Source organism: Streptomyces sp. NPDC093598 (assembly GCF_044764825.1).
In the GTDB taxonomy this organism is placed as follows: domain Bacteria; phylum Actinomycetota; class Actinomycetes; order Streptomycetales; family Streptomycetaceae; genus Streptomyces.
Genome location: NZ_JBIWIV010000001.1, coordinates 242426 through 268054, shown reverse-complemented (window position 1 = coordinate 268054; position 25629 = coordinate 242426). Strand labels below are relative to the sequence as shown.

24 protein-coding genes and 1 pseudogene are annotated in these 25629 nt (G+C 72.1%); 17 read left to right on the top strand and 8 right to left on the bottom strand.

Going from position 1 to position 25629, the window contains the following annotated elements:
* Positions 1-41: 41 nt before the first annotated feature.
* Both polA and ACIRDU_RS01260 read left to right on the top strand, forming a co-directional pair.
* On the top strand, positions 42-2768 hold the full coding sequence (gene polA / locus ACIRDU_RS01265) for a DNA polymerase I (protein WP_403572714.1): 2727 nt from the start codon (positions 42-44) through the stop codon (positions 2766-2768).
* 359 nt (positions 2769-3127) lie between these two features.
* Positions 3128-3622 carry a hypothetical protein gene (locus ACIRDU_RS01260; RefSeq protein WP_403572711.1) on the top strand — a complete coding sequence of 165 codons (495 nt, stop codon included), beginning with the start codon at positions 3128-3130 and terminating at the stop codon, positions 3620-3622.
* Here the strand turns inward: ACIRDU_RS01260 and ACIRDU_RS01255 are convergent.
* Entirely contained in the window at positions 3540-4397 is an 858-nt protein-coding gene (locus ACIRDU_RS01255) for a DUF4184 family protein (protein ID WP_403572707.1), read from the bottom strand. The genes ACIRDU_RS01260 and ACIRDU_RS01255 overlap by 83 nt on opposite strands.
* A 337-nt stretch (positions 4398-4734) precedes the next feature.
* Here ACIRDU_RS01255 and ACIRDU_RS01250 point away from each other — a divergent pair, with 337 nt between their 5' ends.
* From ACIRDU_RS01250 to ACIRDU_RS01240, 3 genes are all read left to right on the top strand, one after another.
* Entirely contained in the window at positions 4735-6489 is a 1755-nt protein-coding gene (locus ACIRDU_RS01250) for a lytic transglycosylase domain-containing protein (protein WP_403572704.1), read from the top strand.
* A gap of 148 nt (positions 6490-6637) precedes the next feature.
* Positions 6638-6772, top strand: coding sequence for an SPW_0924 family protein (locus ACIRDU_RS01245; protein WP_114251457.1), 135 nt, complete (start codon positions 6638-6640; stop codon positions 6770-6772).
* 25 nt (positions 6773-6797) lie between these two features.
* Entirely contained in the window at positions 6798-7790 is a 993-nt protein-coding gene (locus ACIRDU_RS01240; RefSeq protein ID WP_403572701.1) for a DUF3068 domain-containing protein, read from the top strand.
* Here the strand turns inward: ACIRDU_RS01240 and hrpB are convergent.
* Positions 7780-10302 (bottom strand): ATP-dependent helicase HrpB, encoded by a 2523-nt coding sequence (gene hrpB, locus ACIRDU_RS01235; RefSeq protein ID WP_403572699.1) that lies wholly within the window; start codon positions 10300-10302, stop codon positions 7780-7782. The genes ACIRDU_RS01240 and hrpB overlap by 11 nt on opposite strands.
* A gap of 45 nt (positions 10303-10347) precedes the next feature.
* Positions 10348-11340 (bottom strand): class I SAM-dependent methyltransferase, encoded by a 993-nt coding sequence (locus tag ACIRDU_RS01230; RefSeq protein WP_403572696.1) that lies wholly within the window; start codon positions 11338-11340, stop codon positions 10348-10350.
* 223 nt (positions 11341-11563) lie between these two features.
* On the opposite strand from ACIRDU_RS01230, the gene rpsA reads away from it, so the two are divergent.
* From rpsA to ACIRDU_RS01210, 4 genes are all read left to right on the top strand, one after another.
* Positions 11564-13063: a 30S ribosomal protein S1 gene (gene rpsA / locus ACIRDU_RS01225; protein ID WP_403572694.1), complete on the top strand. Its 1500-nt coding sequence runs from the start codon at positions 11564-11566 to the stop codon at positions 13061-13063.
* Between the two features lie 161 nt (positions 13064-13224).
* The gene (locus ACIRDU_RS01220; protein ID WP_403572691.1) at positions 13225-14163 is read left to right on the top strand and encodes a PAC2 family protein; all 939 of its coding nucleotides are present in this window, start codon (positions 13225-13227) and stop codon (positions 14161-14163) included.
* A gap of 54 nt (positions 14164-14217) precedes the next feature.
* A complete protein-coding gene (coaE, locus tag ACIRDU_RS01215) occupies positions 14218-14838 on the top strand; it encodes a dephospho-CoA kinase (RefSeq protein WP_403572688.1) in 621 nt (206 codons plus the stop codon).
* Positions 14839-14887: 49 nt separating this feature from the next.
* Positions 14888-15268, top strand: coding sequence for a tetratricopeptide repeat protein (locus ACIRDU_RS01210; protein WP_352116715.1), 381 nt, complete (start codon positions 14888-14890; stop codon positions 15266-15268).
* Positions 15269-15287: 19 nt separating this feature from the next.
* On the opposite strand, the gene ACIRDU_RS01205 is transcribed toward ACIRDU_RS01210, so the two are convergent.
* Positions 15288-15551 (bottom strand): DUF6343 family protein, encoded by a 264-nt coding sequence (locus tag ACIRDU_RS01205; protein WP_403572684.1) that lies wholly within the window; start codon positions 15549-15551, stop codon positions 15288-15290.
* A gap of 73 nt (positions 15552-15624) precedes the next feature.
* Between ACIRDU_RS01205 and ACIRDU_RS01200 the strand changes: the two genes are divergently transcribed.
* From ACIRDU_RS01200 to ACIRDU_RS01190, 3 genes are all read left to right on the top strand, one after another.
* Positions 15625-16536 (top strand): acyltransferase domain-containing protein, encoded by a 912-nt coding sequence (locus tag ACIRDU_RS01200; protein ID WP_403572681.1) that lies wholly within the window; start codon positions 15625-15627, stop codon positions 16534-16536.
* A 115-nt stretch (positions 16537-16651) separates the two neighbouring features.
* Positions 16652-17332, top strand: coding sequence for a class I SAM-dependent methyltransferase (locus ACIRDU_RS01195; RefSeq protein ID WP_403572678.1), 681 nt, complete (start codon positions 16652-16654; stop codon positions 17330-17332).
* 122 nt (positions 17333-17454) lie between these two features.
* Positions 17455-17907: a DoxX family protein gene (locus tag ACIRDU_RS01190; RefSeq protein WP_403572676.1), complete on the top strand. Its 453-nt coding sequence runs from the start codon at positions 17455-17457 to the stop codon at positions 17905-17907.
* A gap of 115 nt (positions 17908-18022) precedes the next feature.
* Here ACIRDU_RS01190 and ACIRDU_RS01185 read toward each other — a convergent pair whose 3' ends face one another.
* Complete coding sequence (locus tag ACIRDU_RS01185; protein ID WP_403572673.1) at positions 18023-18631, bottom strand: RNA-binding S4 domain-containing protein; 609 nt, start codon at positions 18629-18631, stop codon at positions 18023-18025.
* Positions 18632-18753: 122 nt separating this feature from the next.
* Between ACIRDU_RS01185 and ACIRDU_RS01180 the strand changes: the two genes are divergently transcribed.
* The 3 genes and pseudogenes from ACIRDU_RS01180 to ACIRDU_RS01170 all read left to right on the top strand — a co-directional run bounded on the left by ACIRDU_RS01180 (position 18754) and on the right by ACIRDU_RS01170 (position 21527).
* On the top strand, positions 18754-19437 hold the full coding sequence (locus ACIRDU_RS01180) for a helix-turn-helix domain-containing protein (RefSeq protein ID WP_403572670.1): 684 nt from the start codon (positions 18754-18756) through the stop codon (positions 19435-19437).
* A gap of 8 nt (positions 19438-19445) precedes the next feature.
* Positions 19446-20555, top strand: a pseudogene (locus ACIRDU_RS01175) (MFS transporter); the annotation flags it as partial.
* Between the two features lie 267 nt (positions 20556-20822).
* Positions 20823-21527, top strand: coding sequence for a uracil-DNA glycosylase (locus ACIRDU_RS01170; protein WP_403575080.1), 705 nt, complete (start codon positions 20823-20825; stop codon positions 21525-21527).
* Here the strand turns inward: ACIRDU_RS01170 and ACIRDU_RS01165 are convergent.
* A complete protein-coding gene (locus ACIRDU_RS01165; protein ID WP_403572667.1) occupies positions 21524-22177 on the bottom strand; it encodes a GntR family transcriptional regulator in 654 nt (217 codons plus the stop codon). The two genes, ACIRDU_RS01170 and ACIRDU_RS01165, sit on opposite strands and share 4 nt — an antisense overlap.
* 176 nt (positions 22178-22353) lie before the next feature.
* On the opposite strand from ACIRDU_RS01165, the gene ACIRDU_RS01160 reads away from it, so the two are divergent.
* Together ACIRDU_RS01160 and ACIRDU_RS01155 are read left to right on the top strand one after the other, a co-directional pair.
* Positions 22354-23805 (top strand): NCS1 family nucleobase:cation symporter-1, encoded by a 1452-nt coding sequence (locus tag ACIRDU_RS01160; protein WP_403572665.1) that lies wholly within the window; start codon positions 22354-22356, stop codon positions 23803-23805.
* A 5-nt stretch (positions 23806-23810) separates the two neighbouring features.
* On the top strand, positions 23811-24533 hold the full coding sequence (locus tag ACIRDU_RS01155; RefSeq protein ID WP_403572662.1) for an aspartate/glutamate racemase family protein: 723 nt from the start codon (positions 23811-23813) through the stop codon (positions 24531-24533).
* A 1-nt stretch (position 24534) separates the two neighbouring features.
* On the opposite strand, the gene ACIRDU_RS01150 is transcribed toward ACIRDU_RS01155, so the two are convergent.
* The gene (locus ACIRDU_RS01150) at positions 24535-25140 is read right to left on the bottom strand and encodes a gamma carbonic anhydrase family protein (RefSeq protein ID WP_403572659.1); all 606 of its coding nucleotides are present in this window, start codon (positions 25138-25140) and stop codon (positions 24535-24537) included.
* A 10-nt stretch (positions 25141-25150) separates the two neighbouring features.
* Positions 25151-25564, bottom strand: coding sequence for a RidA family protein (locus tag ACIRDU_RS01145; RefSeq protein ID WP_403572656.1), 414 nt, complete (start codon positions 25562-25564; stop codon positions 25151-25153).
* Positions 25565-25629: the final 65 nt, after the last annotated feature.

The following is a 25629-nucleotide window of genomic DNA, read 5'->3' as shown; positions in this document are numbered from 1 at the left end:
GCCGGGGCCGGGTGTCAGTGGGGCGTGGCAGGATCGGGGGCGTGGCAGAGACAGCATCGAAGACGACCGACCAGACCTCCGGCGGCAGCCGGCCGCGACTGATGCTCATGGACGGGCACTCGCTGGCCTACCGCGCGTTCTTCGCGCTGCCCGCGGAGAACTTCACCACCGCGACGGGCCAGCCGACGAACGCGATCTACGGCTTCGCGTCGATGCTCGCCAACACGCTGCGCGACGAGGCGCCCACGCACTTCGCGGTCGCCTTCGACGTCTCCCGCAAGACCTGGCGCTCCCAGGAGTTCACGGAGTACAAGGCGAACCGCTCCAAGACCCCGGACGAGTTCAAGGGCCAGGTCGAGCTGATCGGCGAGCTCCTGGACGCGATGGGCGCCCAGCGCTTCGCGGTGGACGGCTTCGAGGCGGACGACGTCATCGCCACGCTCGCCACCCAGGCCGAGGCCGAGGGCTTCGAAGTGCTGATCGTCACCGGCGACCGCGACTCGTTCCAGCTGGTCAGCGAGCACACCACGGTGCTGTACCCGACCAAGGGCGTCTCCGAGCTGACCCGCTTCACCCCGGAGAAGGTATTCGAGAAGTACGGGTTGACGCCCGCGCAGTACCCCGACTTCGCGGCCCTGCGCGGCGACCCCTCCGACAACCTCCCCGGCATCCCCGGCGTCGGCGAGAAGACCGCCGCGAAGTGGATCAACCAGTTCGGCTCCTTCGCCGAGCTCGTCGAGCGCGTCGAAGAGGTCAAGGGCAAGGCCGGCCAGAACCTCCGCGACCACCTGGAGTCCGTCAAGCTCAACCGCCGGCTCACCGAGCTGGAGCGCCGGGTGGAGCTGCCCAAGGGCGTCAACGACCTGGAGCGGGCGGCCTACGACCGCAAGGCCGTCGCGATGGTCCTGGACACCCTGGAGATCCGCAACCCGTCGCTGCGCGAGCGGCTCTTCGCCGTCGACCCCGGCGCCGAGGAGGCCGAGACCACACCGATCAGCACCGAGGGCGTGCAGCTGGACGGCACGGTGCTCGACACCGGCGAGCTGCCCGCCTGGCTCACCGAGCACGGCAAGCAGCCCCTCGGCATCGCCACGGTCGACACCTGGGCACTGGGCACCGGCTCGGTCGCCGAGGTCGCCCTGGCCGCGCCCGGCGGCCCCGCCGCCTGGTTCGACCCCTCCCAGCTGGACGAGGCCGACGAGCGGGCCTTCGCGGCATGGCTCGCCGACGCCGCCCGGCCCAAGATCTTCCACAACGCCAAGGGCGCCATGCGCGTCTTCGCCGAGCACGGCTGGAGCGTCGAGGGCGTGCGCATGGACACCGCGCTCGCCGCCTACCTGGTCAAGCCGGGCCGCCGCTCCTTCGACCTGGACGCGCTGTCCATGGAGTACCTGCACCGCGAGCTGACCCCGGCCGCCGCGGCCGACGGCCAGCTCGCCTTCGGCGCGGACGACGGCGCCGAGGCCGAGGCCCTGATGATCCAGGCCCGCGCCGTCCTCGACCTGGGCCAGGCCTTCGAGAGCCGCCTGGCCGACGTCGGCGCCGCCGACCTGCTGCGCGACATGGAGCTGCCCACGTCCGCCCTGCTCGCCCGCATGGAGCGGCACGGCATCGCGGCCGACCGGCCCCACCTGGAGGCCATGGAGCAGATGTTCGCCGGAGCCGTCCAGCAGGCGGTCAAGGAGGCCCACGCGGCAGCCGGGCACGAGTTCAACCTGGGCTCCCCCAAGCAGCTCCAGGAGGTCCTCTTCGGCGAGCTGGCCCTGCCCAAGACCAAGCGGACCAAGACCGGCTACACCACGGACGCCGACGCCCTCGCCTGGCTCGCCGGCCAGACGGACAACGAGCTTCCGGTGATCATGCTCCGCCACCGCGAGCAGGCCAAGCTCCGCGTGACCGTCGAGGGACTGATCAAGACGATCGCCGCGGACGGCCGGATCCACACCACGTTCAACCAGACCGTCGCCGCCACCGGCCGCCTGTCCTCGACCGACCCGAACCTCCAGAACATCCCGGTCCGCACCGACGAGGGCCGCGCGATCCGCCGCGGCTTCGTCGTCGGCGAGGGCTTCGAGTCCCTCATGACGGCCGACTACAGCCAGATCGAACTGCGTGTGATGGCCCACCTCTCCGAGGACGCGGGCCTGATCGAGGCGTTCACCTCCGGCGAGGACCTGCACACCACGGCCGCCTCCCAGGTCTTCGCGGTCGAGCCGACCGCGGTCGACGCCGAGATGCGCCGCAAGATCAAGGCCATGTCGTACGGCCTGGCCTACGGACTGTCCGCCTTCGGCCTCTCCCAGCAGCTGAACATCGAGGCGGCGGAGGCCCGCGCTCTGATGGACGCGTACTTCGAGCGGTTCGGCGGCGTACGGGACTATCTGCGCCGGGCGGTCGACGAGGCCCGGGCGACGGGCTACACGGCGACGCTCTTCGGGCGCCGCCGCTACCTCCCCGACCTCAACAGCGACAACCGCCAGCGCCGCGAGGCCGCCGAGCGGATGGCCCTCAACGCGCCGATCCAGGGCACGGCGGCCGACATCGTCAAGATCGCCATGCTCAAGGTCGACGACGCCCTGAAGGAGGCCGGCCTCGCCTCCCGCATGCTCCTCCAGGTCCACGACGAAATCGTGCTGGAGATCGCCCCCGGGGAGCGGGCCGCCGCCGAGGAACTGGTCCGCCGCGAGATGTCGAACGCCGTCCACCTCCGCGTCCCGCTCGGCGTCTCGGTGGGCGCGGGCCCGGACTGGGAGTCGGCGGCCCACTAGTCCGCTGCGCGGCTCGGCCGGGGCGCTGAGGTTCCGCCTCGGCCGAGACACGGGGGTTCCGCCTTGGCCGGAGCATCGGGCCCAGGCCGGGGCGAGGACCGACAGCCGCGGCGAGGCCCCGATTTCGGCTCGGGCGGGACGCCAGTGCCCCAGCTGAGGCGGACCCCGATGCCCCGGCTCAGCCGGGCCCCGACGCACCAGCGAGGCGGGACCGGCCGCGTGGGTACTCTCCGCCCGCCCGGTCCCGCAGCCAGGGCACCGAGGCGCCGCACCCTTTGCCCCCGGCCCCCGCGGAAACCGTCACTCGCGTGGCCCCCGAGAAGGCGCCCCCGCCCCCGGCGGTCGCGAGGATGCGGGGCATGGGTATACGCACGCACCTCAGCCGCACGGCATCAGGCGTGGCACGTGCGCCGGTCCCGGCGTTCGAGGCCGCCGCGAGCACGGTTCGCGTCCCCGTCCCCTTCACCACGGCCCTGCGCCGGGCGACGGCGGACCTCCGGCAGCGTCTCGCCACCCGCGGACGGCGGCCCACCGGTTCCTCCGGTACCGGCGACCTCTCCGCCGCGAAGGCCTTCCCGGGCGTCGACACCGTGCCGGCCGGCACCCATGGCGCTCCCGGCACTCCCGGAACCCCTGGCAGATCCTCCCGCCCCTGGGCCCGACTGGCCCGCGGCTACCTGACTCTCGTCCTCACCCTGCTCCCGCGCCCCCGCCCCGCGCACACCCCCACCATCACCATCACCGTGTACCTCACGACGACCGACAGCGTCGTCAGCGAGCGGCCGGGCGGCTCGGCTCCGTCTCGGCGACCGGGGCGGGACCGGCGGGGGCCGGAACCGGACGCCGCACCCTGACTCCCACGGAGTAGAGCAGCAGCGCCGGGACGAGCCCCGCGCCCGCGCCGAAGCACACCGTCGGGATGATCTCCCACGGCTTCGCCTCCGAGCCCCAGTACGCCCACCACCGCGACGCCCGCTGCACCGCCCCCACCAGCGCGAAGCCGCCGATCACGACAGCGGCCGCCCACCGGTCCCGTACCGCCAGCACGGGGACCCCCACCGGCTCGCCCATCGGCGCCCGTCGCAGCGCGTGCGCCACGAACACGGCGATCACGACCGCGGCCACCGCCGAACCGCCGTACTGCAGGTACCAGTACAGCGGCGAGCCCGCCACCTCGCGGCCCAGTACCGGGAACAGCCGCATCCCCCACCGGTCGAGATGCGTGAACGCGTCCCACACGACGTGGGTCGACGCACCGAGCACCGCGGACACGTACCACCGCGCCACCAGCGACGGCCGCACCCGCGCGCGTGGCGCCCCGCACCGCAGCAGGGCCGCCACCCGTCCCTGCCGGGCCCGCGGCAGCAACGCCACGAGCGGCTCACGCACCAGCAGCCACAGCCCCACCAGCGCCCAGGCGATGAGCACATCGACCGTGAGGACGCCCGGGAACGCGTGCGTGACGTCACCGAACTCCATCGCCCCGGACAGCACACTCGCCGCGTAGTAGGTCATGTCGGGCGCGAAGGACCCCGCCACGAGCACGGCGGGCACCAGCGGGCCCCGGCCGGTGCCGTCGGTGCGGACGGCGGGCAGTACGGCTGCCGCATGGCTCAGCGTGAACGGCAACTCGGCTCCTCGCGACGGTTGTTGCACCAGGCCGGGCGTGCCCGGCGGCCAGTGGCCCAGTATGCGGGAGCCACCACACCGACGGCGTCGCGATCGCGCATGACCAACCGGTGAAAAACGGGCACGAACGGGTGCCCGAGCAAAGGAAGTTGTCGTAGGGTCGCCAGAGTCTCCGCGCCGGGAGCGTGTCACATGCGCGATCCCGGTGAAGAGCAGAGCACGCAAGAGAACAGAGTTGTGGCCGTCGGAGGGCAACCTCTCGGGCGGTTGGATCGTCACAACAGGGCGAACACAGACGTAGACCGGACGCTCGGCGTCCACGGGAGGGGTTCACTCTATGGCGGCGCAATTCGGCAGGAGGCTGCGCAAGGGGGCGGCGACCACCGCCGTGGCCGCGGTAGCGGTCGCGGCCCTGTCCGCCTCCCAGGCTCCGGGCGTGAACGACCACGGCAGACAGACCGCCGCCGACGCCACGCCCGCACCCGAAGCGAGTGCCTCCGACGGCAGCGCCACCGGCAACTCGCCGTACTACACGGACCTGCCCCCGCTCAAGAGCCCGAACCCGTCACCGTCCACGGGCCCCGCCCCCGGCGGCACGGGCACGACGGAAGCCGGCATCCCCGCGACCGTCCTCGACGCCTACAAGAAGGCCGAGAGCGCGCTGCGCGAGGCCAAGCCCGGCTGCAACCTGCCCTGGCAACTCCTCGCGGCCATCGGCCGGGTGGAGTCGGGCCAGGCCCGTGGCGGCCGCGTCGACGCCGAAGGCACCACCCTCAAGCCGATCCTCGGCCCACAGCTCGACGGCAACGGCTTCGCCCTCATCAAGGACACCGACGACGGCGCGTACGACGGCAACAGCTCGTACGACCAAGCCGTCGGCCCCATGCAGTTCATCCCCTCCACCTGGGCCTGGGCCGGCCGCGACGGCAACGCCGACGGCAAGAAGGACCCCAACAACATCTACGACGCCGCACTCGCCGCCGGCCACTACCTGTGCCGCAACAACTGGGACCTGTCCCAGCAGGGCGATCTCGACCGGGCGATCCTCAGCTACAACAACTCGCGGGACTACCTGAACCTCGTCATGAGGTGGCTGGAGTACTACCGCAAGGGCACGCACGAGGTCCCGGACGGCACCGGCACGCTGCCCGACAACCGCAGCGACGACGGCGCGGGCGCGAGCCCGACGCCCACCACACCGGGCACGACCGCTCCGGGCGGCTCGACACCCAAGCCGAGCCCCAAGCCCGAAAAGCCACAGAAGCCCGGGAAGCCCGAGAAGCCCGGCGGCGGTACGGCGACTCCGAAGCCGCCCACCACCCCGCCCGGTACCCCGGCCCCTCCGCCTACGACGCCCCCCACCCCCACCGACACGGTGGACCACCTGGAGGACGCCGGAACGGCGAAGCTCACCGCCATGGCCGGAGACGCGTTCAGCCGGCGGATCAGCACCCGCGCCGAGACGGAGGCCGGCAAGGCCGTCGCCAAGGTCAGGGTCCGCTTCACCATCGTCGGCGACACGGACACGACCTTCACCGGCGGCGAGAGCGTGGCCACGGTCGCCACCAACAGCTCCGGCGTGGCCGTGGCTCCCGTGCTCCAGGCGGGGGAGAAGACCGGCTCCGTCACCGTCCGCGCCACCGTGGTGGGCCGTGCCGTTCCGGGCCTCGACTACAAGGCCACCGTCACCGAGCGCGTCGCCGACGCCCTCGCCCGCACCGGTGACGCCGCGCTGACCTGCGCCCCGGGCGGCGCGTTCGCGAACCAGGTCGAGGTGAAGGCCACGTACAACGGCGCCGTCGCCGACGGTGTCGCGGCCACCGCCACGCTGGTCACATCGGCGGACGACCCGACGGCCAACGACAAGGGCCCCTACTTCAAGGACGCCGACGGCAAGACCGTCCGCACCCTCACGGGCCTGAAGACGGACGCGAAGGGCCTGCTGAAGCTGCCCAAGCTGTACGCGGACGACACGACCGGCACGTTCCTGCTCCGCATCACCACGGCAGGCGGCGCGACGCTCACCGTCGAACTGACCGTGGCGGCGGCCGAGGCGTCCTCGCCGAGCCCGTCGGCCAGTCCGAGCGCGTAGCTCTCGAGTGCGACCGACGACGCCCCTCTTACAAGAGGGGCGTCGTTGTGTGTGCAACGTGTTCTCATCTCCGCCGCGCGTTGCTACGGTGCCGAGAAACCTGACGGAGTATCAGCTCTTGCCGTCACGACCCGTGGGGAGGCTCCGTATGCGTGCCCTCATCGCCGCCGCCACCGGTCTCGCCGTCGCGTTCGCCGTGGTCCTGACGCTGACCGCCCTCGGCTCCCCCTCGGGCGGGACGTCCCCGAAGCCGCTGCTGACGACCGTGCCCGCACACCCCTGACCGCCCGCCCGGGAGGGAGGCCGAGATGCGCCGCAAGGCCGGCCTGGTCCTGCTCGCCCTCGCCGTGTTCTTCGCGGCCCTGTCCCCGCTGCTGCGCTGGTACGCCTTCCCGCGCCTCGCCAAGGTCCCCGCGCACCAGTACCAGGACATGGTTCTGGAGGCGAAGGACGCCACCCTCCTCGACTACGGCACCATGCGGGCGAAGAAGGTCTCCGAGGTCACCATCGTGCAGACGCTCAAGGGCAACGTGGAGGCCTCCGAGCGGATCGAGGAGTCGGCCGGCCGGGACGTCGTCGTCTGGGACGGCCTGTCCTACGTCGTCGGCCCCGACGGCACGATGGTGTCGAAGATCCCCGAGCGCTACATCTTCGACGCCCACACCCAGGAACCCGTCCACGCCACCGGCGAGATGGTCGACGGCGACCCGGTACGCCGCCAGGGCATCGAGTTCAAGTGGCCGTTCCTCACGGAGAAGCGGGACTACGACTACTTCGACGCCCAGGCCCGCGTCACCGCGCCCATCGAATACAAGGGAACCCAGGACTTCCGCGGCCTGGAGGTCTACTACTTCGAGCAGACCATCCCCTGGACCAAGGTGAAGATCCCGAAGACCCTGCCGGTCGAGGGCCTCACCCCCGAGGCGGTGGCACAGACCGGCACGACCCGCTGGTACACCACGGTCCGCAGGTTCTGGGTCGAACCCCTCACCGGCGCTCCTGTGTACGGAGAGGAGATCCACCGGGAGGAACTGCGCGGCGGCACCCTGCTCGGCGACCGCGACAAGGTGACCGCGTTCGCCGGCCACGTGAAGATGCGCGAGGACTACATCACGCACACCGTCGACCTGGTGAAGTCCCAGCGTCTGCTCATCGCGCTGATGACGTCCTACCTGCCGTGGGGCTTCCTGGCCCTCGGCGTCGTCCTGCTCGCCCTCGCGCTGTACCTGGAGGCCCGCGGCCGCCGCCCCTCCGGACGGGCCTCCACGGCGGCCGAGGAACCGTCGTCCGTCAGCGCCTGAGCCGCGCGTTGGTGTGCCGCGTCGGCTCGGCCCCCGCCGGGTCCTCGGGCCACGGATGCTTCGGATAGCGCCCCCGCAGCTCCGCCCGTACGCCCTTGTAGCCGTCCCGCCAGAACGAGGCGAGATCGGCGGTGACGGCGGCCGGCCGCCCGGCCGGGGACAGCAGATGCACGAGCAGCGGCACCCCGGCGACCCGGGGCGACTCCTGGAGCCCGAACATCTCCTGCAACTTCACCGCCAGCACGGGCTGCTCGGGCCGGGAGTAGTCGATCCGGATCCTCGACCCGCTCGGCACGGTCATCCGCTCCGGGGCCAGTTCGTCGAGCCGCCCCGCCTCTCCCGAGGCCCAGGGCAGGAGCCGGGCGAGCGCGTCCCCGGCGTCGATCCGCGCCAGATCGGCCCGCCGCCGCGCCCGGCCGAGCTCAGGCTCCAGCCACTCCTCCACGCGCGCGTGCAGCGCGTCGTCGGACACGTCCGGCCAGGGCTCCCCGAGATGCAACCGCAGGAACGCGAGCCGCTGCCGCAGGACGCCGGCCTCCGCCGACCACCGCAGCAGCCCGAACCCCTCCCGCCGCAGCCCGTCGAGCAGCGCGTCGCGCACGAGCCCGGGGTCGGCGTCCTTCAGCGCCCGCACCGCCAGCTCCACGGCCCCCAGCCGCTGCACCCGCCGCGCCACGACGTCCCCGTCGTCCCACCCGACCTCGTCCCGCTCCTCCAGCAACGCGCCGGCCGCGAGCCGGGCCGTCTCCTCGTCGACGGCGGCCCCGAGCCGCACGCGCGCGTGCCCCTTGCCGACGGGCCGGTCGGCCATGGCCACAGCGATCCAGGGGGAACCGCGCAGCGCGCTCCCGTCGCCGGTCTCGGCACGGGTTCCGGACGCCATGAGATACGACCCGCCGTCGGCCTTGGCGACCCGCTCGGGAAAGGCGAGAGCGGCGACGAGCCCGGCCTGCTGCTCCGGGGAGAGGCTCTCCCGCCCCTCGACTTCTTTTCCTGCCGTGTGGGGAACCCCGGAGACGACGGCCCGCAGGCGCCGAACCTCCGCCCGCCACCGGGAGGAATAGGCGTCACCCCCGCGCCGGGCACGACGCAACGCACCCGCCAGATCGTCCCCGTACTCCCGCGGAGCCTCCTCACTGAGCAACGCGATGACCTCAGCGGCCCTCTCCGCCCCGAGCGAGCCGGACCCGTCCAGGAGCGCCCGCCCGAGCCGGGGATGCACGCCCATCCGGCTCAGCCGCACTCCCCGCTCGGTGGCCCGTCCGGCGGAGTCCACCGCCCCCACCGCCACCAGGGCTTCCCGCGCCGCCGCCATGGCCCCGCCCGGCGGCCCGTCCAGCAGCGCCAGCCCGGACGCGTCCGGATCCCCCCAGCACGCCACCTGCAAGGCGAACGCCGTCAGGTCGGCCACCTTGATCTCCGGCGACGGATACCTCGGCAGCCGCGTGTCCTCGGCCTCCGTCCAGCAGCGGTACACCGCCCCCGGCGCCTCCCGCCCGGCCCGTCCGGCCCGCTGCCGTCCGGCCGCCTGTGACGCCCGGACGGTGGTCAGCGCGCTCAGCCCGCGCGCGTGGTCCACCCGCGGCTCGCGCGCCAGCCCCGAGTCCACGACGACCCGGACCCCCGGCACCGTCAGCGACGACTCCGCGACGGACGTGGCCAGCACGACCCGCCGCCGCTCCCCGGGCGCCAGCACCGCGTCCTGCACGGCCGCCGGCGCCCGCCCGTGCACCTGGAGCACCTCGACGTCACCGAGCTCACCGAGCTGCCCGGCGACCCGGGCGATCTCGCCCACGCCCGGCAGGAAACACAGCACGTCGCCGTCCCGCTCGGCCAGCGCCCGCCGGACCACGGACGCCACATGCGCCAGCAGCGCGGGGTCGACCCGCATCCCGTGCGGCGGCCGTACCGGACGCACCGGCGGCGCCCACACGGTCTCGACCGGGTACGCCGCCCCCTGCGCCTCGATCACCGGCGCCCCGCCCAGCAACTGCGCCCATCCCCGCGCGTCCGTCGTCGCCGAGGCGGCCACCAGCCGCAGCTCCGGCCGCAGGGTCTGGCGTACGTCCCACAGGAACGCCGCAGCCGTGTCCGCGTCCAGGTGCCGCTCGTGGCACTCGTCGAGCACCACCACGTCGGCACCGGCCAGCTCCTGGTCCCGCTGCAGCCGCTGGAGGAGCACACCGGTCGTGACGACCTCCACGCGCGTGTGCCGCCCGACGACCCGTTCCCCGCGCACGGTGTAGCCGACGCTCCCGCCGGGCTTCTCGCCCAGCAGCCAGGCCATCCGGCGTGCCGCGGCCCGGGCGGCGATCCGCCGCGGCTCGGCCACGATCACCCGCCGCCCGGACCCCTCCCCGAGCAGTCCCGCCAGTGCCAGTGGCACCAGGGTCGTCTTGCCGGTGCCGGGCGGCGCCACGAGGACGGCGGTGCCGTGCCCCTCCAGGGCGTCGTCCAGGGCGGGCAGGGCACCGCGTACGGGCAGGGCTTCCAGGGCGTCGTAACGGATCACGTCATCAGTGTCGTACGCCCGGGAAGAGGGCCCCGCGCGCGTGGGTCAGTCCCTCCCGCAGCCTTCGGCCGGGGGTGCCCCCATCTCGCTTCGCTCGCACACGAAGATCGCCGTCCCCGGGATCAGGTTCCCGCGCAACGGCGACCAGCCGCCCCACTCGGACGTGTTCCAGACGGGCCACTCCGGCTCCACCAGGTCGACCAGGCGGAAGCCCGACGCGACGACGTCCCGGACGCGGTCGCCGAGCGTGCGGTGGTGCTCGACGTAGACCGCGCGGCCCTCGTCGTCCTGCTCGACATAAGGAGTGCGGTCGAAATAGGAGGCCGACACCGACAGGCCCTCCGGGCCCGGCTCGTCCGGGAAGGCCCAGCGGATCGGATGCGTCACCGAGAAGACGAGCCGGCCCCCGGGCCGCAGCACCCGGCGCACCTCCCGCAGGACCTGACGCGGGTCGGCGACGAAGGGCAGCGCCCCGTACGCCGAGCAGGCCAGGTCGAACGAGCCGTCCGCGAAGGGGAGCGCGCCGGCGTCGGCGCACACCAAGGGGAAGGAACCACCGATCCGCAGCGCGTGCTGGAGCTGCCGGTGCGAGATGTCCAGGGCGACCGGTCGCGCCCCCTGGGCGGTCAGCCAGCGCGAGCACTGGGCGGCGCCGGCACCGAGCTCCAGGACGTCCCGGCCCTTCAGCCCCTCCGGCGGGCCGAGCAGCTCGGCCTCCACCTCGTCCAGACCCTCGGGGCCCCACACGAAGCGGTCGTCGCCGAGGAACGTGCCGTGCTCGATCTGGTACTCGTCCGCGTTGCGGTCCCACCAGCCACGATTGGCGCGGGAGCTCTCCGTGGCCCCGGCGTCACGCCGGGTGGCCTCGGGTTCGGACGCTTCGGACTCTTGGATGATCGGCTCCCTCGTCGTACTCTTCCGTTCAGCCGGTCCCGGCGGTGTGTCACAAAGGGGACGTCGTACGGCCCGCGTGGCCTCGGACGACACGACTTGTGCCGGGAATGCGGCGATCCGCCCCGCGTGGGCGGCTTCGCGCATTGACCCCGCCCGGCTGCCCCCGTATGCTACAAGTTGCGCTGCGGGCCTGCGCACCTCAGACGTAGCAGGCTGCGCTCGCATCTGTATGTATGTCCCCTCGGTTGTCGAGGCGCCACCGTTTTTGCGTGGCGCTTCCTTGGCTGTCCGGCTTCTGCAGAGCGAAACGGGCTCCCGGCGTAGCAGTACCTACGACTTCAATGTCCGTACCGGAGCCCTTTCCCACATGACGAGCAGCACCGAGACCACCGCCACCACCCCGCAGGTAGCGGTCAACGACATCGGTAACGAGGAAGCCTTCCTCGCCGCGATCGACGAGACGATCAAGTACTTCAACGACGGCGACATCGTCGACGGCGTCATCGTGAAGGTCGACCGGGACGAGGTCCTGCTCGACATCGGTTACAAGACCGAAGGTGTGATCCCGAGCCGCGAGCTCTCGATCAAGCACGACGTCGACCCGAACGAGGTCGTCGCCGTGGGTGACGAGATCGAGGCCCTTGTTCTCCAGAAGGAGGACAAGGAAGGCCGCCTGATCCTCTCGAAGAAGCGCGCCCAGTACGAGCGTGCCTGGGGCACCATCGAGAAGATCAAGGAAGAGGACGGGATCGTCACCGGTACCGTCATCGAGGTCGTCAAGGGTGGTCTCATCCTCGACATCGGCCTCCGTGGCTTCCTCCCGGCCTCCCTGGTCGAGATGCGCCGCGTTCGCGACCTCCAGCCCTACGTGGGCAAGGAGCTCGAGGCCAAGATCATCGAGCTGGACAAGAACCGCAACAACGTGGTCCTGTCCCGCCGTGCCTGGCTGGAGCAGACCCAGTCCGAGGTCCGCCAGACGTTCCTCACCACCCTCCAGAAGGGTCAGGTCCGTTCCGGCGTCGTCTCCTCGATCGTCAACTTCGGTGCCTTCGTGGACCTGGGTGGCGTCGACGGTCTGGTCCACGTCTCCGAGCTCTCCTGGAAGCACATCGACCACCCGTCCGAGGTTGTCGAGGTCGGCCAGGAAGTCACCGTCGAGGTCCTCGACGTCGACATGGACCGCGAGCGTGTCTCCCTGTCGCTGAAGGCGACCCAGGAAGACCCGTGGCAGCAGTTCGCCCGCACCCACCAGATCGGCCAGGTCGTGCCCGGCAAGGTCACGAAGCTGGTTCCGTTCGGTGCGTTCGTCCGCGTGGACGAGGGCATCGAGGGTCTGGTCCACATCTCCGAGCTGGCCGAGCGCCACGTGGAGATCCCGGAGCAGGTCGTCCAGGTCAACGACGAGATCTTCGTCAAGGTCATCGACATCGACCTCGAGCGCCGTCGCATCAGCCTCTCGCTGAAGCAGGCCAACGAGTCCTTCGGTGCCGACCCGTCGGCGGTCGAGTTCGACCCGACCCTGTACGGCATGGCCGCGTCCTACGACGACCAGGGCAACTACATCTACCCCGAGGGCTTCGACCCCGAGACCAACGACTGGCTCGAGGGCTACGAGACCCAGCGCGAGGCCTGGGAGACCCAGTACGCCGAGGCGCAGCAGCGCTTCGAGCAGCACCAGGCGCAGGTCATCAAGTCCCGCGAGGCGGACGAGAAGGCTGCCGCCGAGGGTGGCGAGGCCGCCGCTCCGGCCGCGTCCGGCGGCGGTGGCGGTTCGTACTCCTCCGAGGGCCCGGACAACTCCGGTGCGCTGGCCTCGGACGAGGCGCTTGCCGCTCTGCGGGAGAAGCTGGCCGGTGGTCAGAGCTGACGTCGGCTTCTAGCTGAGGGCAGTTGAAGGCTTGAGGGGCCGTACCTTTCGGGGTGCGGCCCCTCAGTCGTGTCGCTGCCAAGATCATGAATCTCCTTCTCCGGGAATGCCCACGCCCGCAACGGCGTTGTGGAGTGTGAACACGAGGAGGAGCGGTCACTGTGCTTGATCCGCAGGATTTGTACGCCTGGGAGCCGAAGGGGCTGGCCGTCGTCGACATGGCGCTCGCCCAGGAGTCGGCCGGACTTGTCATGCTCTACCACTTCGACGGATACATCGACGCGGGCGAGACGGGCGACCAGATCGTCGACCGGGTGCTGGACACCCTGCCCCACCAGGTCGTCGCCCGCTTCGACCACGACCGGCTCGTGGACTACCGCGCCCGCCGCCCGCTGCTGACGTTCAAGCGCGACCGCTGGAGCGACTACGAGGACCCCGCCCTCGAGGTGCGGCTCGTGCAGGACGCCACCGGCGCGCCCTTCCTGCTGCTGTCCGGCCCCGAGCCGGACGTGGAGTGGGAGCGCTTTGCCGCCGCGGTGAGGCAGATCGTGGAGCGGCTCGGCGTCCGCCTCTCCGTGAACTTCCACGGCATCCCCATGGGCGTCCCGCACACCCGGCCCGTCGGCCTCACCCCGCACGGCAACCGCACCGACCTCGTCCCGGGCCACCTCAGCCCCTTCGAGGAGGCGCAGGTGCCCGGCAGCGCCGAGTCCCTCGTCGAGTACCGCCTGCTCCAAGCCGGGCACGACGTCTTGGGCGTCGCCGCCCACGTCCCGCACTACATCGCCCGCTCCCCGTACCCGGACGCGGCTCTGACGGTCCTGGAGGCCATCACGGCGGGGACGGGACTGGTCCTGCCGGGCATCGCCCACGCCCTGCGCTCGGACGCCCACCGCACCCAGACGGAGATCGACCGGCAGATCCGCGAGGGCGACGAGGACCTCACCGCGCTCATCGAGGGCCTCGAGCACCAGTACGACGCCGTCGCGGGCGCCGAGACCCGGGGCAACATGCTCGCCGAGCCGGTGGACATCCCGTCGGCGGACGAGATCGGCCTGGAGTTCGAGAAGTTCCTGGCGGAACGAGAAGGCGACAACTGATCACGGCAGGGCCTGGGCGAAGGCCCTGCCCGGGCAGGGCCTAAGCTGCGGGACATGCTGAAGGTGGGCCTGACCGGCGGCATCGGTGCCGGCAAGAGTGAGGTGTCACGGCTGCTCGTCGCGTGCGGAGCCGTGCTGATCGACGCGGACCGCATCGCGCGGGAGGTCGTCGCCCCAGGGACGCCGGGGCTGGCCTCGGTCGTCGAGGCCTTCGGCGAGGAGATCCTCGCCGCCGACGGCAGCCTGGACCGGCCCCGCCTCGGCGCCATCGTCTTCGCCGACGCGGAGAAACTCGCCACCCTCAACTCGATCGTGCACCCCTTGGTGGGCGCCCGATCGCGCGAGCTGGAGGAGGCCGCCGCCGAGGACGCGGTCGTCATCCACGACGTCCCCCTCCTCACGGAGAACGGCCTGGCGCCTCTCTACGACCTGGTGATCGTCGTCGACGCGGCCCCCGAGACCCAGCTCGACCGGCTGGTGCGACTGCGCGGCATGACCGAGGGGGACGCCCGCGCGCGGATGGCCGCCCAGGCGACGCGCGAGCAGCGCCGGGAGATCGCCGACATCGTGATCGACAACGACGTCCCGCTGGGCGAGCTGGAGCAGCGTGTGCAGGACGTATGGGCCGAGCTGCTGCGCAGGTCGCAGGCATCCCGGCCGTCTCCCGCGGAATAGCGGCACCCCGTGGGGCGTTGAACCACCGCAGTGAGGGAAGGACTCTGCCGTGCCCGAGACCAGCGGTTCGACCGGACGTACCCCGGAGACGCATGTCATCGACTTCCGTGCCGCCGAGCAACTGCTCGCCGCGCGGGACCCGCGGGGCGCGGTGAAGCTGCTGGACGGCGTCATCGCCACGCACCCGGAGAACACCGCGGCGCGGCTGCTGCGGGCGCGTGCCTTCTTCGCGGCGGCACAGCTGAGGCCGGCGGAGCTCGAGTTCCAGATCGTCCTGGAGCGGGAGCCGGACAACGCGTTCGCGCACTTCGCGCTCGCCCGTACGTATGAGCGGCAGGGCCGTCCCGACCAGGCGAAGCGCCACTTCCGCCTGGCGGCCGCGCTGGACCCGAATCCGGAGTTCCTGAAAGCCGCGCGCTTCGACGCGTGACCGGCCGCTCAGGTCTGCTTCAAGGGCGTTCGTCCGGCGGCCGGTAGGGCGGGATGTCGGGGCCCGGCTGGTAGTGCGGGCCCTGCCGGATGTGCCGCAGGACGACGGCCAGGTCGATCGTGACGATCAGCAGCAGCACACCGCAGGCGATGGCCCACCCGGTCCGCCCGGCGATCACGAACGCGACCGTCCCGAAGAGGGCCCAGACCAGCCCCCACAGGCCCAGCCAGAAGCGCGCCCGCAGGGCACTGCGCGCGGTCCGCGGTTCACTGCCTGTCCGCATGTTCGATCACCGCTCCTGCTTGCAACGTACTCTTCGTGGCGAGTGTTCACCAAGGTCGACAGGGGAGCCGCGCATGCTGCCGGACGCCGACACACTGCCCGAGATCCTGCTCGACCTGGCGGTGCCGCACCAGGACATCAACGATCTGGTCGCCCTGCGGCGGACGGTCACCGCGGACACCGGGGTCGTGAGGCTCCTGGAGGAGTGCGTCGAGGAGCTGATACGGGACATCGGGGAGGTCGGTGTCGAGGTTCCGCTCCACGAGCGCGTCGCCGAAGCCCCGGCCGCGCTGGGCCCGTACTTCACCGTGTACGTGTTCGTCGCGGCGTTGCCGCACACGCGGGCGTACCACCGCGAGCGGGGTGTCACGGCCGACGTCAGCCGCCGCACCCTCGCCGACCTCGGGCGGAACATGGCGTTCCACCGACGTCGGCACGGCACGGGAGGGGTGGAGGTCCCACAGTGGCTCACGCACCACTTCCGGGGCGAGCTGTACCAGCTGGGACGGCTCCAGTTCGAGCGGGCCCGCCTCGGGCGGCGGACCGGGCGGGCGGTGGCGGTGACCGGCCTGGAGGCCATGCCGGCGGAGCCCTGCTTGAACCTGCACATTCCGGACTTCTATGGGTCGCTGTCACCGGCTGCCTGCGACCGTTCCCTGGACCTGGCGCGGGAGTTCTTCGCCCGCTGTTTTCCGCACGAGCGGTACCGGGTGGCGGTGTGCCATTCCTGGCTGCTCGACCCACAGCTGAAGCGCCATCTCGACCCGGACTCCAACATCGTCCGGTTCCAGGAGCGCTTCGAGCCCGGCCGCGACGCCGGTGAGGAGCCGGAACCGGCGGACACCGAGCCCGTCCGTTTCGTCTTCGGAGACCCGGACCTGCCGGTCGGCGGTCTGCCGAGGCGCACATCGGTGGAGCGGGCGGTGGGGGACCATCTGCGGGCGGGTGGCCATTGGTACATCGGGCACGGCTGGTTCCCGCTGTGACCTCCGCGGTCCTCGACTCCGGCGCCCCGCCCCCCTGTTCACTCGGTCGAGTGAAGACGGTTGTCAGGGGAACGGCCGTGCGGATGCGGCCCGTTGGACGGGCATGGAGATGAAAATGCGTGAGGGGTACGAGGGGACGGGACCCGGGGCCATCACCCCGGACGGCTGCGCGGTGGAGCTCTACTCACGGCTGCCCGTCGGAGACGAACCGGATGTGATCGCCGCCGCGGTGCCCCGGGGCGCGCACATCCTGGAGCTCGGCAGTGGGGTCGGACGCATGACCCACGCCCTTGTGGACCGCGGGTTCACGGTCACGGCGGTGGACGAGTCCGCCCCGATGCTGGAGCGTGTGCGCGGCGCGCGGACGATATGCGGCCCGATCGAGGAACTGGACCTGGGCGAGACGTTCGACGTGGTGCTGCTCGCGTCGTTCCTCGTACATGCGGGAGACGTCGAGGTGCGGCGCGGCATGCTGCGCACGTGCGTACGGCATGTCGCGGAGGGCGGCTGCGTACTGATCCAGCGTGAGGGCGAGGACTACCACGAGAACGTGCCGCGCGAGCGCAAGGATCCCAGCGGCTTCACCGTGCGGATCGCGTCGTCGGAGCCGGCCGGCGACGGAGTCAACTCGGTGCGCGCGGAGTACGAGTTCCCGGACGCGGTCTGGACCCAGACGTTCCGCGCCCGCCCGCTGACGAAGGAACAGTTCGAGGAGGCGCTGGGGGAGGCGGGCCTGAAGGTGGACCGGTACCTGACGGAGGACCGGATATGGGTGCGGGCGGTGCCGGCGCTCTAGGCACCGGCACCGGCGGGACATCGGCCAGGCCGAAGTCGTCCGGCGTCCGGCGATGAGTTCGAGGGCGAGGGGCGGTCTACCCCTGCGACACCACCACGGACCGCTTCCCCCAGGAGACCTCCATGTCCGAGACCACCGCCCCCACCGCCTCCGCCCCGGCCGGCGTCGTCGCCGAGTCCGCGACCGTTCGAGGGCGGCGTGCCCGGATCGTGCTGCGCGCTCTTCAGGTGCTGCTCGCGCTCTTCTACGCGATCGCGAGTGCTCTGCCCAAGCTGATCGGGCACGCGTCGGCTGCCGAGTCCTTCGAGCAGCTCGGCTGGGGCAGTGCGGGGATGTACACCATCGGCGCGCTCGAACTGGCCGGGGCCGTCGCCCTGTTGACACCGCTGCTCCAGTCGGTGGCGGCGATGGCGCTGAGCGCGTTGATGGTGGGCGCGTTCATCGTGCAGACAGCCGCTTTCGACGGGGAGTACGCGGCGACGCCGCTGATCCTGATCGTGCCGCTCGCCCTCATTGCGTGGGCGCGGCGGGGGCACAACGCGGATCTGCTCCGGCTGCTTCGGCGACGGGCGTGACCGGGTGCGACCTGTCGCTCATGGCTCCGGCGGCGTCCGGGAGGGCCCAGGGGCCCGTCCCGGGCGCCGGTCCGGTCCGGTCCGTCCGTTCGGTGACGCGGACTCCTCGGGCTGCTCACGGCCTCGGTCTGCCCGAGCCGCTGCCGAAGCCTCCGCCGGGACCAGGGCCGGGGCCAGGCCCGGGCATGCTGCCCGGGGCCGTCACGCCGCGGAGGCGTTCCATTTCCCGGCGGTCGCGCTTCGTCGGGCGGCCCGCGCCGCGGTCGCGGACACCGGCGGGTGCGACGGCCTCGCGGGGCGGGGGCGGCGGGGAGTTGTCGATGTAGCACTGGGTGGCCACGGGCGCCCCGACCCGCTTGCGGATCAGCCGCGTGACGACGACGACCCGATCGCGGCCCTCGTGCCGTAGACGCACCTCGTCACCGACGCGGACGGCGTGAGCGGGCTTCACCCGCTCGCCGTTGACGCGCACGTGGCCGCCCCGGCAGGCGGTGGCTCCCATGGAGCGGGTCTTGACGAGGCGTACGGACCAGATCCAGCTGTCGACGCGGACGGTCGTGCCGCCCTGCGGGCCTGCGGCCTCGGCAGCGGCGATCGCCGAGGCGACCTTCGGGTCCAGGGGCTGCGCGGCGCCGCTCCGGGAGCCGGCCGCGGCCTCCGGGGACTCGGGCACCGCGACTTCGACCCCGTCCGTCCCCTCGTTCTCCGCACCTTGAGAAGCCATGTCCCCGACCTTAGTCCTCCGCGTCGCCCTCCCGGGCGGGATATCGCCCTCCGAACCAACTCTGCCAAACAAGTTTTGCAAAAACTCTTTTGCTAAGTGGCATGGGGGCCTAACCTCCCGGCATGGACAGCGACGAGCACAAGCGCGTACTCGATCCCGAGCACGACACCGCCGCCCTGAAGGCCCTCACCCACCCCCTGCGGATCCAGTTGCTCGGGCTGCTGCGGCAGGACGGGCCCGCCACGGCGAGTGAACTGGCCGCGCGGACGGGGGAGTCCTCGGCGTCGACGAGCTACCACCTTCGCGTGCTGGCGAAGTACGCGTTCATCGCCGAGGCCGAGCACCGCGACGGGCGGGAGCGGCGCTGGCGGGCACTGCACACCGTCACCTCCTGGAGCAACGAGACGATGGAGGCCACCGCGGCGGGCCGGGCCTTCGTCAGCCTGGCGCGGCGGCGGCAGATCGAGCACCTGGAGAGATCCCTCGCCCGGCACGAAGCGGACATGGCCGCCGGGCGCCTCGGCCAGGAGTGGGTGGAGCCGTCCGGGATCAGCGACCTCATGCCCCGGCTGACGGCGGCGTCGCTCACCGAGCTCTTCGACACCGTCGCCGGGAAGCTGGCGGAGCTGACCGCCCGGGACGCGGACGATCCGCGCGCCGAACACGTCGTGTTCCTCACCGCCGGGCTGCCGCTCGCCCCGCACGAAGCTGCCGGCCCCGCCCCCGAAGACTCCGAGGATTCCGACCCCGAAGACCGCAAGGACCCCGAGAACCCCGAGAACCCCGGCAGCGAAGGCGCCTCGTGACGCGGCTGATGACCGAGCCGCCCGGGACACAGGCCGCCCGCCGCCGGTACGTCACCGTCTGCGCGCTCCTCTGGCTGCCGCCGGGCCTGAGTATGGCCACGATGGTCCTGCTGTTCAGTGAGCGTGGCATGTCCCTCGCCGCGATCGCGGGGCTGTTCGCCGCGCACTCGCTCACCGTGGCGGCGCTGGAGCTACCCACCGGAGGGCTCTCGGACGTCCTCGGACGCCGGCCGGTCCTCGCCGCGGCCGGTGCGCTCGGCGCGGTCGCCTTCGTTCTGGTCGGCCTCGGCACCACCGCCTGTTCGCTCACCGCCGGCATGGTGCTCATGGGCGCGGCCCGGGCCCTGGCCAGCGGTACCGCCGAGGCCTGGTACGTCGACACCGTCCAGGCATGCTCCGGTTTCGACGCCGAACTGCGCACGGGCCTGGCCCGTGGCGGCTCCGCGACCTCCGCCGCGCTGGCGGCCGGCATCCTGCTCGGCGGCGCCCTGCCCTGGCTGCTCGGCCTGGGACCCGACCTCGGTGCCCGGCTGAGCCAGGCGACGTCCGGGGCGGTGCTGCCCCTGTCCGTTCCCCTGCTGCTGGGAGCCGCGCTGAGGATCGTCTTCGTGGTGTACGTGCCGGCCGCTCTGCGGGAACCCCCGCGACCGCCTGCCACCCTGCGTTCCGTGCTGCGCGGCGTTCCCGCCACAGTGCTGGACGGGCTGCGGCTGGGCGGCCGGGACGCGCTTGTCCGCCGGATCCTGCTCGCCTCCGCGGCCGCCGGCAGCGCCCTGGCCGCCATCGAACTGCTCGTACCGGGCCGTGCCGCCGCACTGACCGGCGCGGCCGGCTCCGCAGCGATGGTCTACGCCGGGCTGTCCTGCGCGGGCTTCGTCTGTTCCGGTGCCGGCAGCCACCTCGCGCCGCTCACCGCCCGGGTCGCGGGCAGCGGCGAACGGGCCGTGCTGGTCGGTCTCGCGGCCGGTGCGGGCGGCCTGCTGCTGCTCGGGGTCACCGCGTCGTCGGCCCATCCGGCGGCCACGGCCCTCGCGGTCGTCGGCTTCGGACTGGTCTACCTCGGTTTCGGCGCGGCGGGCCCGAACGAGAACGACCTCCTGCACCGCCGGGTCGCCGGCCCGGGCCGAGCCACCGCCCTGTCCGTCCAGTCCCTCGCCCAGCAACTGGCCGGCGCGCTCACCGGCCTGGCCGTCGGGGTGCTGCGCCCCGGCCCGCTGCCCTGGCTGCTGACGGGTGCCGTGCTGCTGGCCGGGGCCCTGCTCTGGCTGCGGCGGAGCGATGAACGGGCCGTGCGGGTCACCGGCGTACCGACGTGTGGGGAGCGGTCCCCGCCGATCTCGCCCCCGCGACGACTACGACCCCCCACCTGCCCCTACCGTGGAGTGATGGATGCGAGCGGCCTTCCCCTCCTCGACCGGCGCATAGCGGACTGCCGGGCCTGCCCGCGGCTGGTCTCCTGGCGCGAGGAGGCGGCACGCGCCAAGCGAGCCGCCTTCGCGGACTGGACGTACTGGGGCCGGCCGGTGCCCGGTTTCGGGCCGGCGGACGCCCGGCTGCTGATCGTGGGACTCGCCCCCGCCGCCCACGGCGGCAACCGCACCGGCCGGATGTTCACCGGCGACCGCTCCGGGGACGTCCTCTTCGAGGCGCTGTACGACGTCGGTCTCGCCTCCCAGCCGACCGCCGTGCACGCCCACGACGGTCTGGAGCTGTACGGAGTGCGCGTCACCTCGCCCGTGCACTGCGCCCCGCCCGCCAACAAGCCCACCCCCGAGGAGCGGGACACCTGCCGCCCCTGGCTCGTGCAGGAACTGCGGCTGCTGCGACCGACGCTGCGGGCCGTGGTCGTGCTCGGCGGCTTCGGCTGGCAGGCCGCGCTGCCCGCGTTCGCCGAGGCCGGCTGGCCGGTGCCCCGGCCGCGTCCCGCCTTCTCCCACGGCGCACGGTTCGCCCTCGACGGCCTGGAGCTGTTCGGCTGCTTCCACGTCAGCCAGCGCAACACCTTCACCGGCCGGCTCACCCCCGCCATGCTGCGCGACGTCCTGCGGACGGCCGGGCGGGCGGCGGAGCTGCCGGCCCGAAGCGACTAGGGAGCCTCGTCGCCGAACAGGTGACGGACGGTGGAACGGTAGTTGGTCCGTACGTGCGTCAGCGCGTGCGCGCGGGCCCGCTCCGGGTCGCCCGAGGCGATGGCCTCGTACAACTCGCGGTGTTCCACGAGGAGCTGGGGCCACTCCTCGTTGCGCCGGGTCATCCAGCGCAGCCGGCCGGCGACCGGTTCCAGGGCCTCGGTCAGCAGGCTGTTGCCGGCCATCGCCACGATGCGGTCGTGCAGCCGGCTGTTGACGTCGGTGATCGCCTCGGCGTCCCCGGCCTCCGTGGCGGCGGCCGCGCGGTCGATCAGCTCCCGGACCTCGGCCAGCTCCTCCCGGGTCGCGCGGGACGCGGCGAGTCCGGCGGCGTAGACCTCCAGGGCTTCTCGCAGTTCGAACAGTTCCTTGACGTCGGTCGGGGTGAGGCGGCGTACTACCGTCCGGCGGGGTGTCTCGAAGTGGACGAAGCCCTCGGCCACCAGGGCCCGGATCGCCTCCCGGACCGGCACGCGCGAGACACCGAAACGTTCCGCCAGCTCGCGTTCGACCAGGCGGTCTCCGGGACGGAGGCTGCCCGCGATGATCTCCTGGCGCAGATCGGCCGTGACGCGTTCGCGTACCGCTCCGAGGGGTTCGATCTTCGTCATGAAGCCCATCTTCGTCGACGCGAGGTGTCTTTTACGCAGCGTTAACAAGAGCGACATCGGTCGGAACGGTTGACGGGGAGACCATGACGCAGTTTGGTATACCAAACGCCTCGCGGGGCGGCCGTCCGCAGTCCTGCCGAGCAGTCCTCCGTCGTCCCCTTGCTCTGGAGGCCCCCGTGTCCCTCGCCGACCGTGCCGCAACCACCGGCACCCCAGCGTTCGTCCCAGACCCCCGGCTCACCAACGAGGACCTGGCGCCCGCCGAGAAGCGCAACTGGAAGGTCTTCGACCTCTTCGCCATGTGGATGTCCGACGTCCACAACCTCGGCAACTACACCTTCGCCGCCGGGCTGCTCTTCCTGGGCATGAACGTCTGGCAGATCTTCACGTCCCTGCTCGTCGGGTTCGTGATCATCTACATCGGCATGAACTGGATGGGGAAGATCGGCCAGCGCCACGGCGTGCCCTTCCCGGTGGTCAGCCGGATCGCGTTCGGCGTCTGGGGCGCCAACATCCCCGCGCTGATCAGAGCCGTGATCGCCATCATGTGGTACGGCATCCAGACCTACCTCGCCTCCGTCGCCGTCAACGTGATGCTGCTGGCGGCCTGGCCGGGCCTGGAGTCGTGGACGCACCACTCCTTCCTGGGCCTGGACGCGCTCGGCTGGTTCTCCTTCGTCGCGCTGTGGCTGGTCCAGGCGGCGATCATCAGCCGGGGCATGGAGTCCGTCCGTAAGTTCCAGGACTTCTGCGGCCCGGCGATCTGGCTCGTGATGATCGCGCTGGCCGTGTGGATTCTCGCCAAGGCCGGCTGGACGATCTCGCTCACCTCCACCCCGCACCCGGTCTCCGTCGGTGAGCAGTGGCGTCAGTGGTTCGGCGCGATCGGCCTGGTCCTCGCCACGTACGGCACCCTGATGCTCAACTTCTGCGACTTCTCCCGCTTCGCGCCCGACTACAAGGCGGTCCGGCGCGGCAACTTCTGGGGTCTGCCCGTCAACTCCACGGCCTTCGTGATCGTGTCGGTCATCGTCACCGCGGGAGCCTTCGAGGTCTTCGGCAAGGAGATCACCGACCCGGCCTACCTCGTCGCCGAGATCGGCAACACCTGGGTGCTGGTGCTGGGCGCGCTGACCTTCGCCATCGCCACCATGGGCGTCAACATCGTCGCCAACTTCGTCTCACCGGCGTACGACCTGGCCAACGTCTGGCCGCAGAAGATCACCTTCAAGGTCGGAGGCATGATCAGCACGGTCGCGGCGCTGCTCGTCACCCCCTGGAACCTCTTCTCCAACCCGACCGTCGTCAACTACTTCCTCGGCGGCCTCGGCGCCTTCCTCGGCCCGCTGTTCGGCGTGATCATGGTCGACTACTACTGGGTCAAGCGCGGCCGCGTGAACGTGGACGAGCTGTTCGACGCCTCGCCCGGCGCCCGCTACCACTACCGCAGGGGCTTCAACCCCAAGGCGCTGTGGGCGTTCCTGCCGGCGGCCGGTGTCGCGGCGGTGCTCGCGCTGGTGAAGACCTTCAGCGACGTCGCCCCGTACTCCTGGTTCATCGGCACGGCGCTCGCCGCCGCGATCTACGCCGCCCTGTGCCGTCCCGAGCGCGCCACCGCGGAGGTCTGAGAGACGTGCGGATCGTCGTCACCAACTGCAACACCACGCAGGAGATGACCGAGGAGATCGTGCGAGGTGCCCGGGCCGCCGCAGGCCCGGGCACCACCGTGACCGGACTGACCCCCGACTGGGGACCGGCGTCCGCGGAGGGCTGGCTCGACAGCTACCTGTCCGCCGCGGCCGTCCTGGACACGCTGCGGACCTACGACGGACCGCCGTACGACGCCGTGGTCATGGCCGGATTCGGGGAGCACGGGCGGGAGGGCGCACGGGAGCTGGTGGGCGTGCCGGTCGTCGACATCACCGAGGCCGCGGCACATCTCGCCTGCCTGCTGGGCCGCCGCTACGGCGTGGTGACCACGCTGGAGCGCTCGCGCGGCCAGATCGAGGACAGCCTGGAGACGGCGGGTGTGGCACGCAACTGTGCGGCGATCGTCGGCACGGGCCTGAACGTGCTCGACCTCGGCGACGACGAGCGGACCGAGACGGCGTTCCTGGCCGCCGCGGAACGGGCCTGCGCGGCCGGGGCGGAGGTCCTGGTGCTGGGCTGCGCCGGCATGACCGGGCTGCAGCGGGTGGTCGGGGAGAAGCTGGGCCTGCCGGTCGTGGACGGGGTCGCCGCGGCGGTCAGACTGGCGGAGTCGCTGGTGGCGCTGGGCCTGACCACGAGCCGGGTGGGGAGCTACGCCGAGCCGCTGCCGAAACGGAGGGTGTGGGGCAGGCCCGGAGGGCGGTAGCTCATGCCGGGCCGTCGAGGGTGACGTCGTCGCGGTGGGCCCCGTAGAGCTCCGCCTGCCGGGCCATGACCTCGCGCATGGAGGTGCCGCGCGGGATGCCGTAGACCGTGCCCGGGAAGTCCAGCGCCTCCTGGATCTGCCAGAGTTCGTCGTGCTCCCCGGGTGCGAAGAGCCGGGCCCGGGGTGCGCCCGCCGCGATCCAGCCGATGGGCAGGACGGTGCCGGGCGGCAGCACCGAGTTGACGTGCAGCACGCTGTGGATCCGCAGCTCCGAGCCGACGCCCGCGACGGCCCCCGGGAAGACGCAGGCGCCGGTGGCCACGAAGACCTCGTCCTCCAGGGTCGCCCCGTTGACATGGGCGTGCGGGCCGACGAGCACCGCGTCACCGATCACGGCCGGGTGCGCGGACCGCCCCCGCACCAGCGCGTTCTCCATGACGACGACGTCCGAGCCGACCCGCACCTCCCCGTCCTCCGCGGTGAGCACGGCCCCGTGCAGCACCCGGCTGCGCTCCCCGAGGACGACGGCCCCGCACACGACGGCCGTCGGAGCGACGTACGCGGACTCGGGGACGACAGGGCGCTGCCCGCGGTGCTCGATCAACATGGAGTCCTCCTCAGGCAGGCGGCCCGTCGGGCACGACGGCTGTCGCCGTAATCTCCACCAGCTGTCCCGCGTATCCGAGACACGCCACGCCGATCAGCGTCGACGAGTGCGGGCCCGCACTGAGGCCGGACGCCTCGACCACACTCCAGACGGCGGACAGCACGGCTGGTTCATCGCTCACCACGTACACGTCGGTCGCCACGACGTGCGCCAGATCGCTCCCCACGGCGGCCAGTTGCTCCCGCAGGTTGCCGATGACCTGCTCGGCCTGCCGCACGGGATCTCCGGGCCCGACGAGTGTGCCGTCCGGGCCCAGCGGCACGGACCCGGCGAGGAACGCCAGCCGCGTGCCGGCCTCGACGACGGACGCATGGGAGTAGGCGGGCGGCGGGAAGAGGCTCGGGACGGTGACGCGGCGGATCACGTGAGGTCTCCGATCTGCGGGCGGCGACAGGACAACCCCCGATCATGAGGGGCCCGGCACGCGCA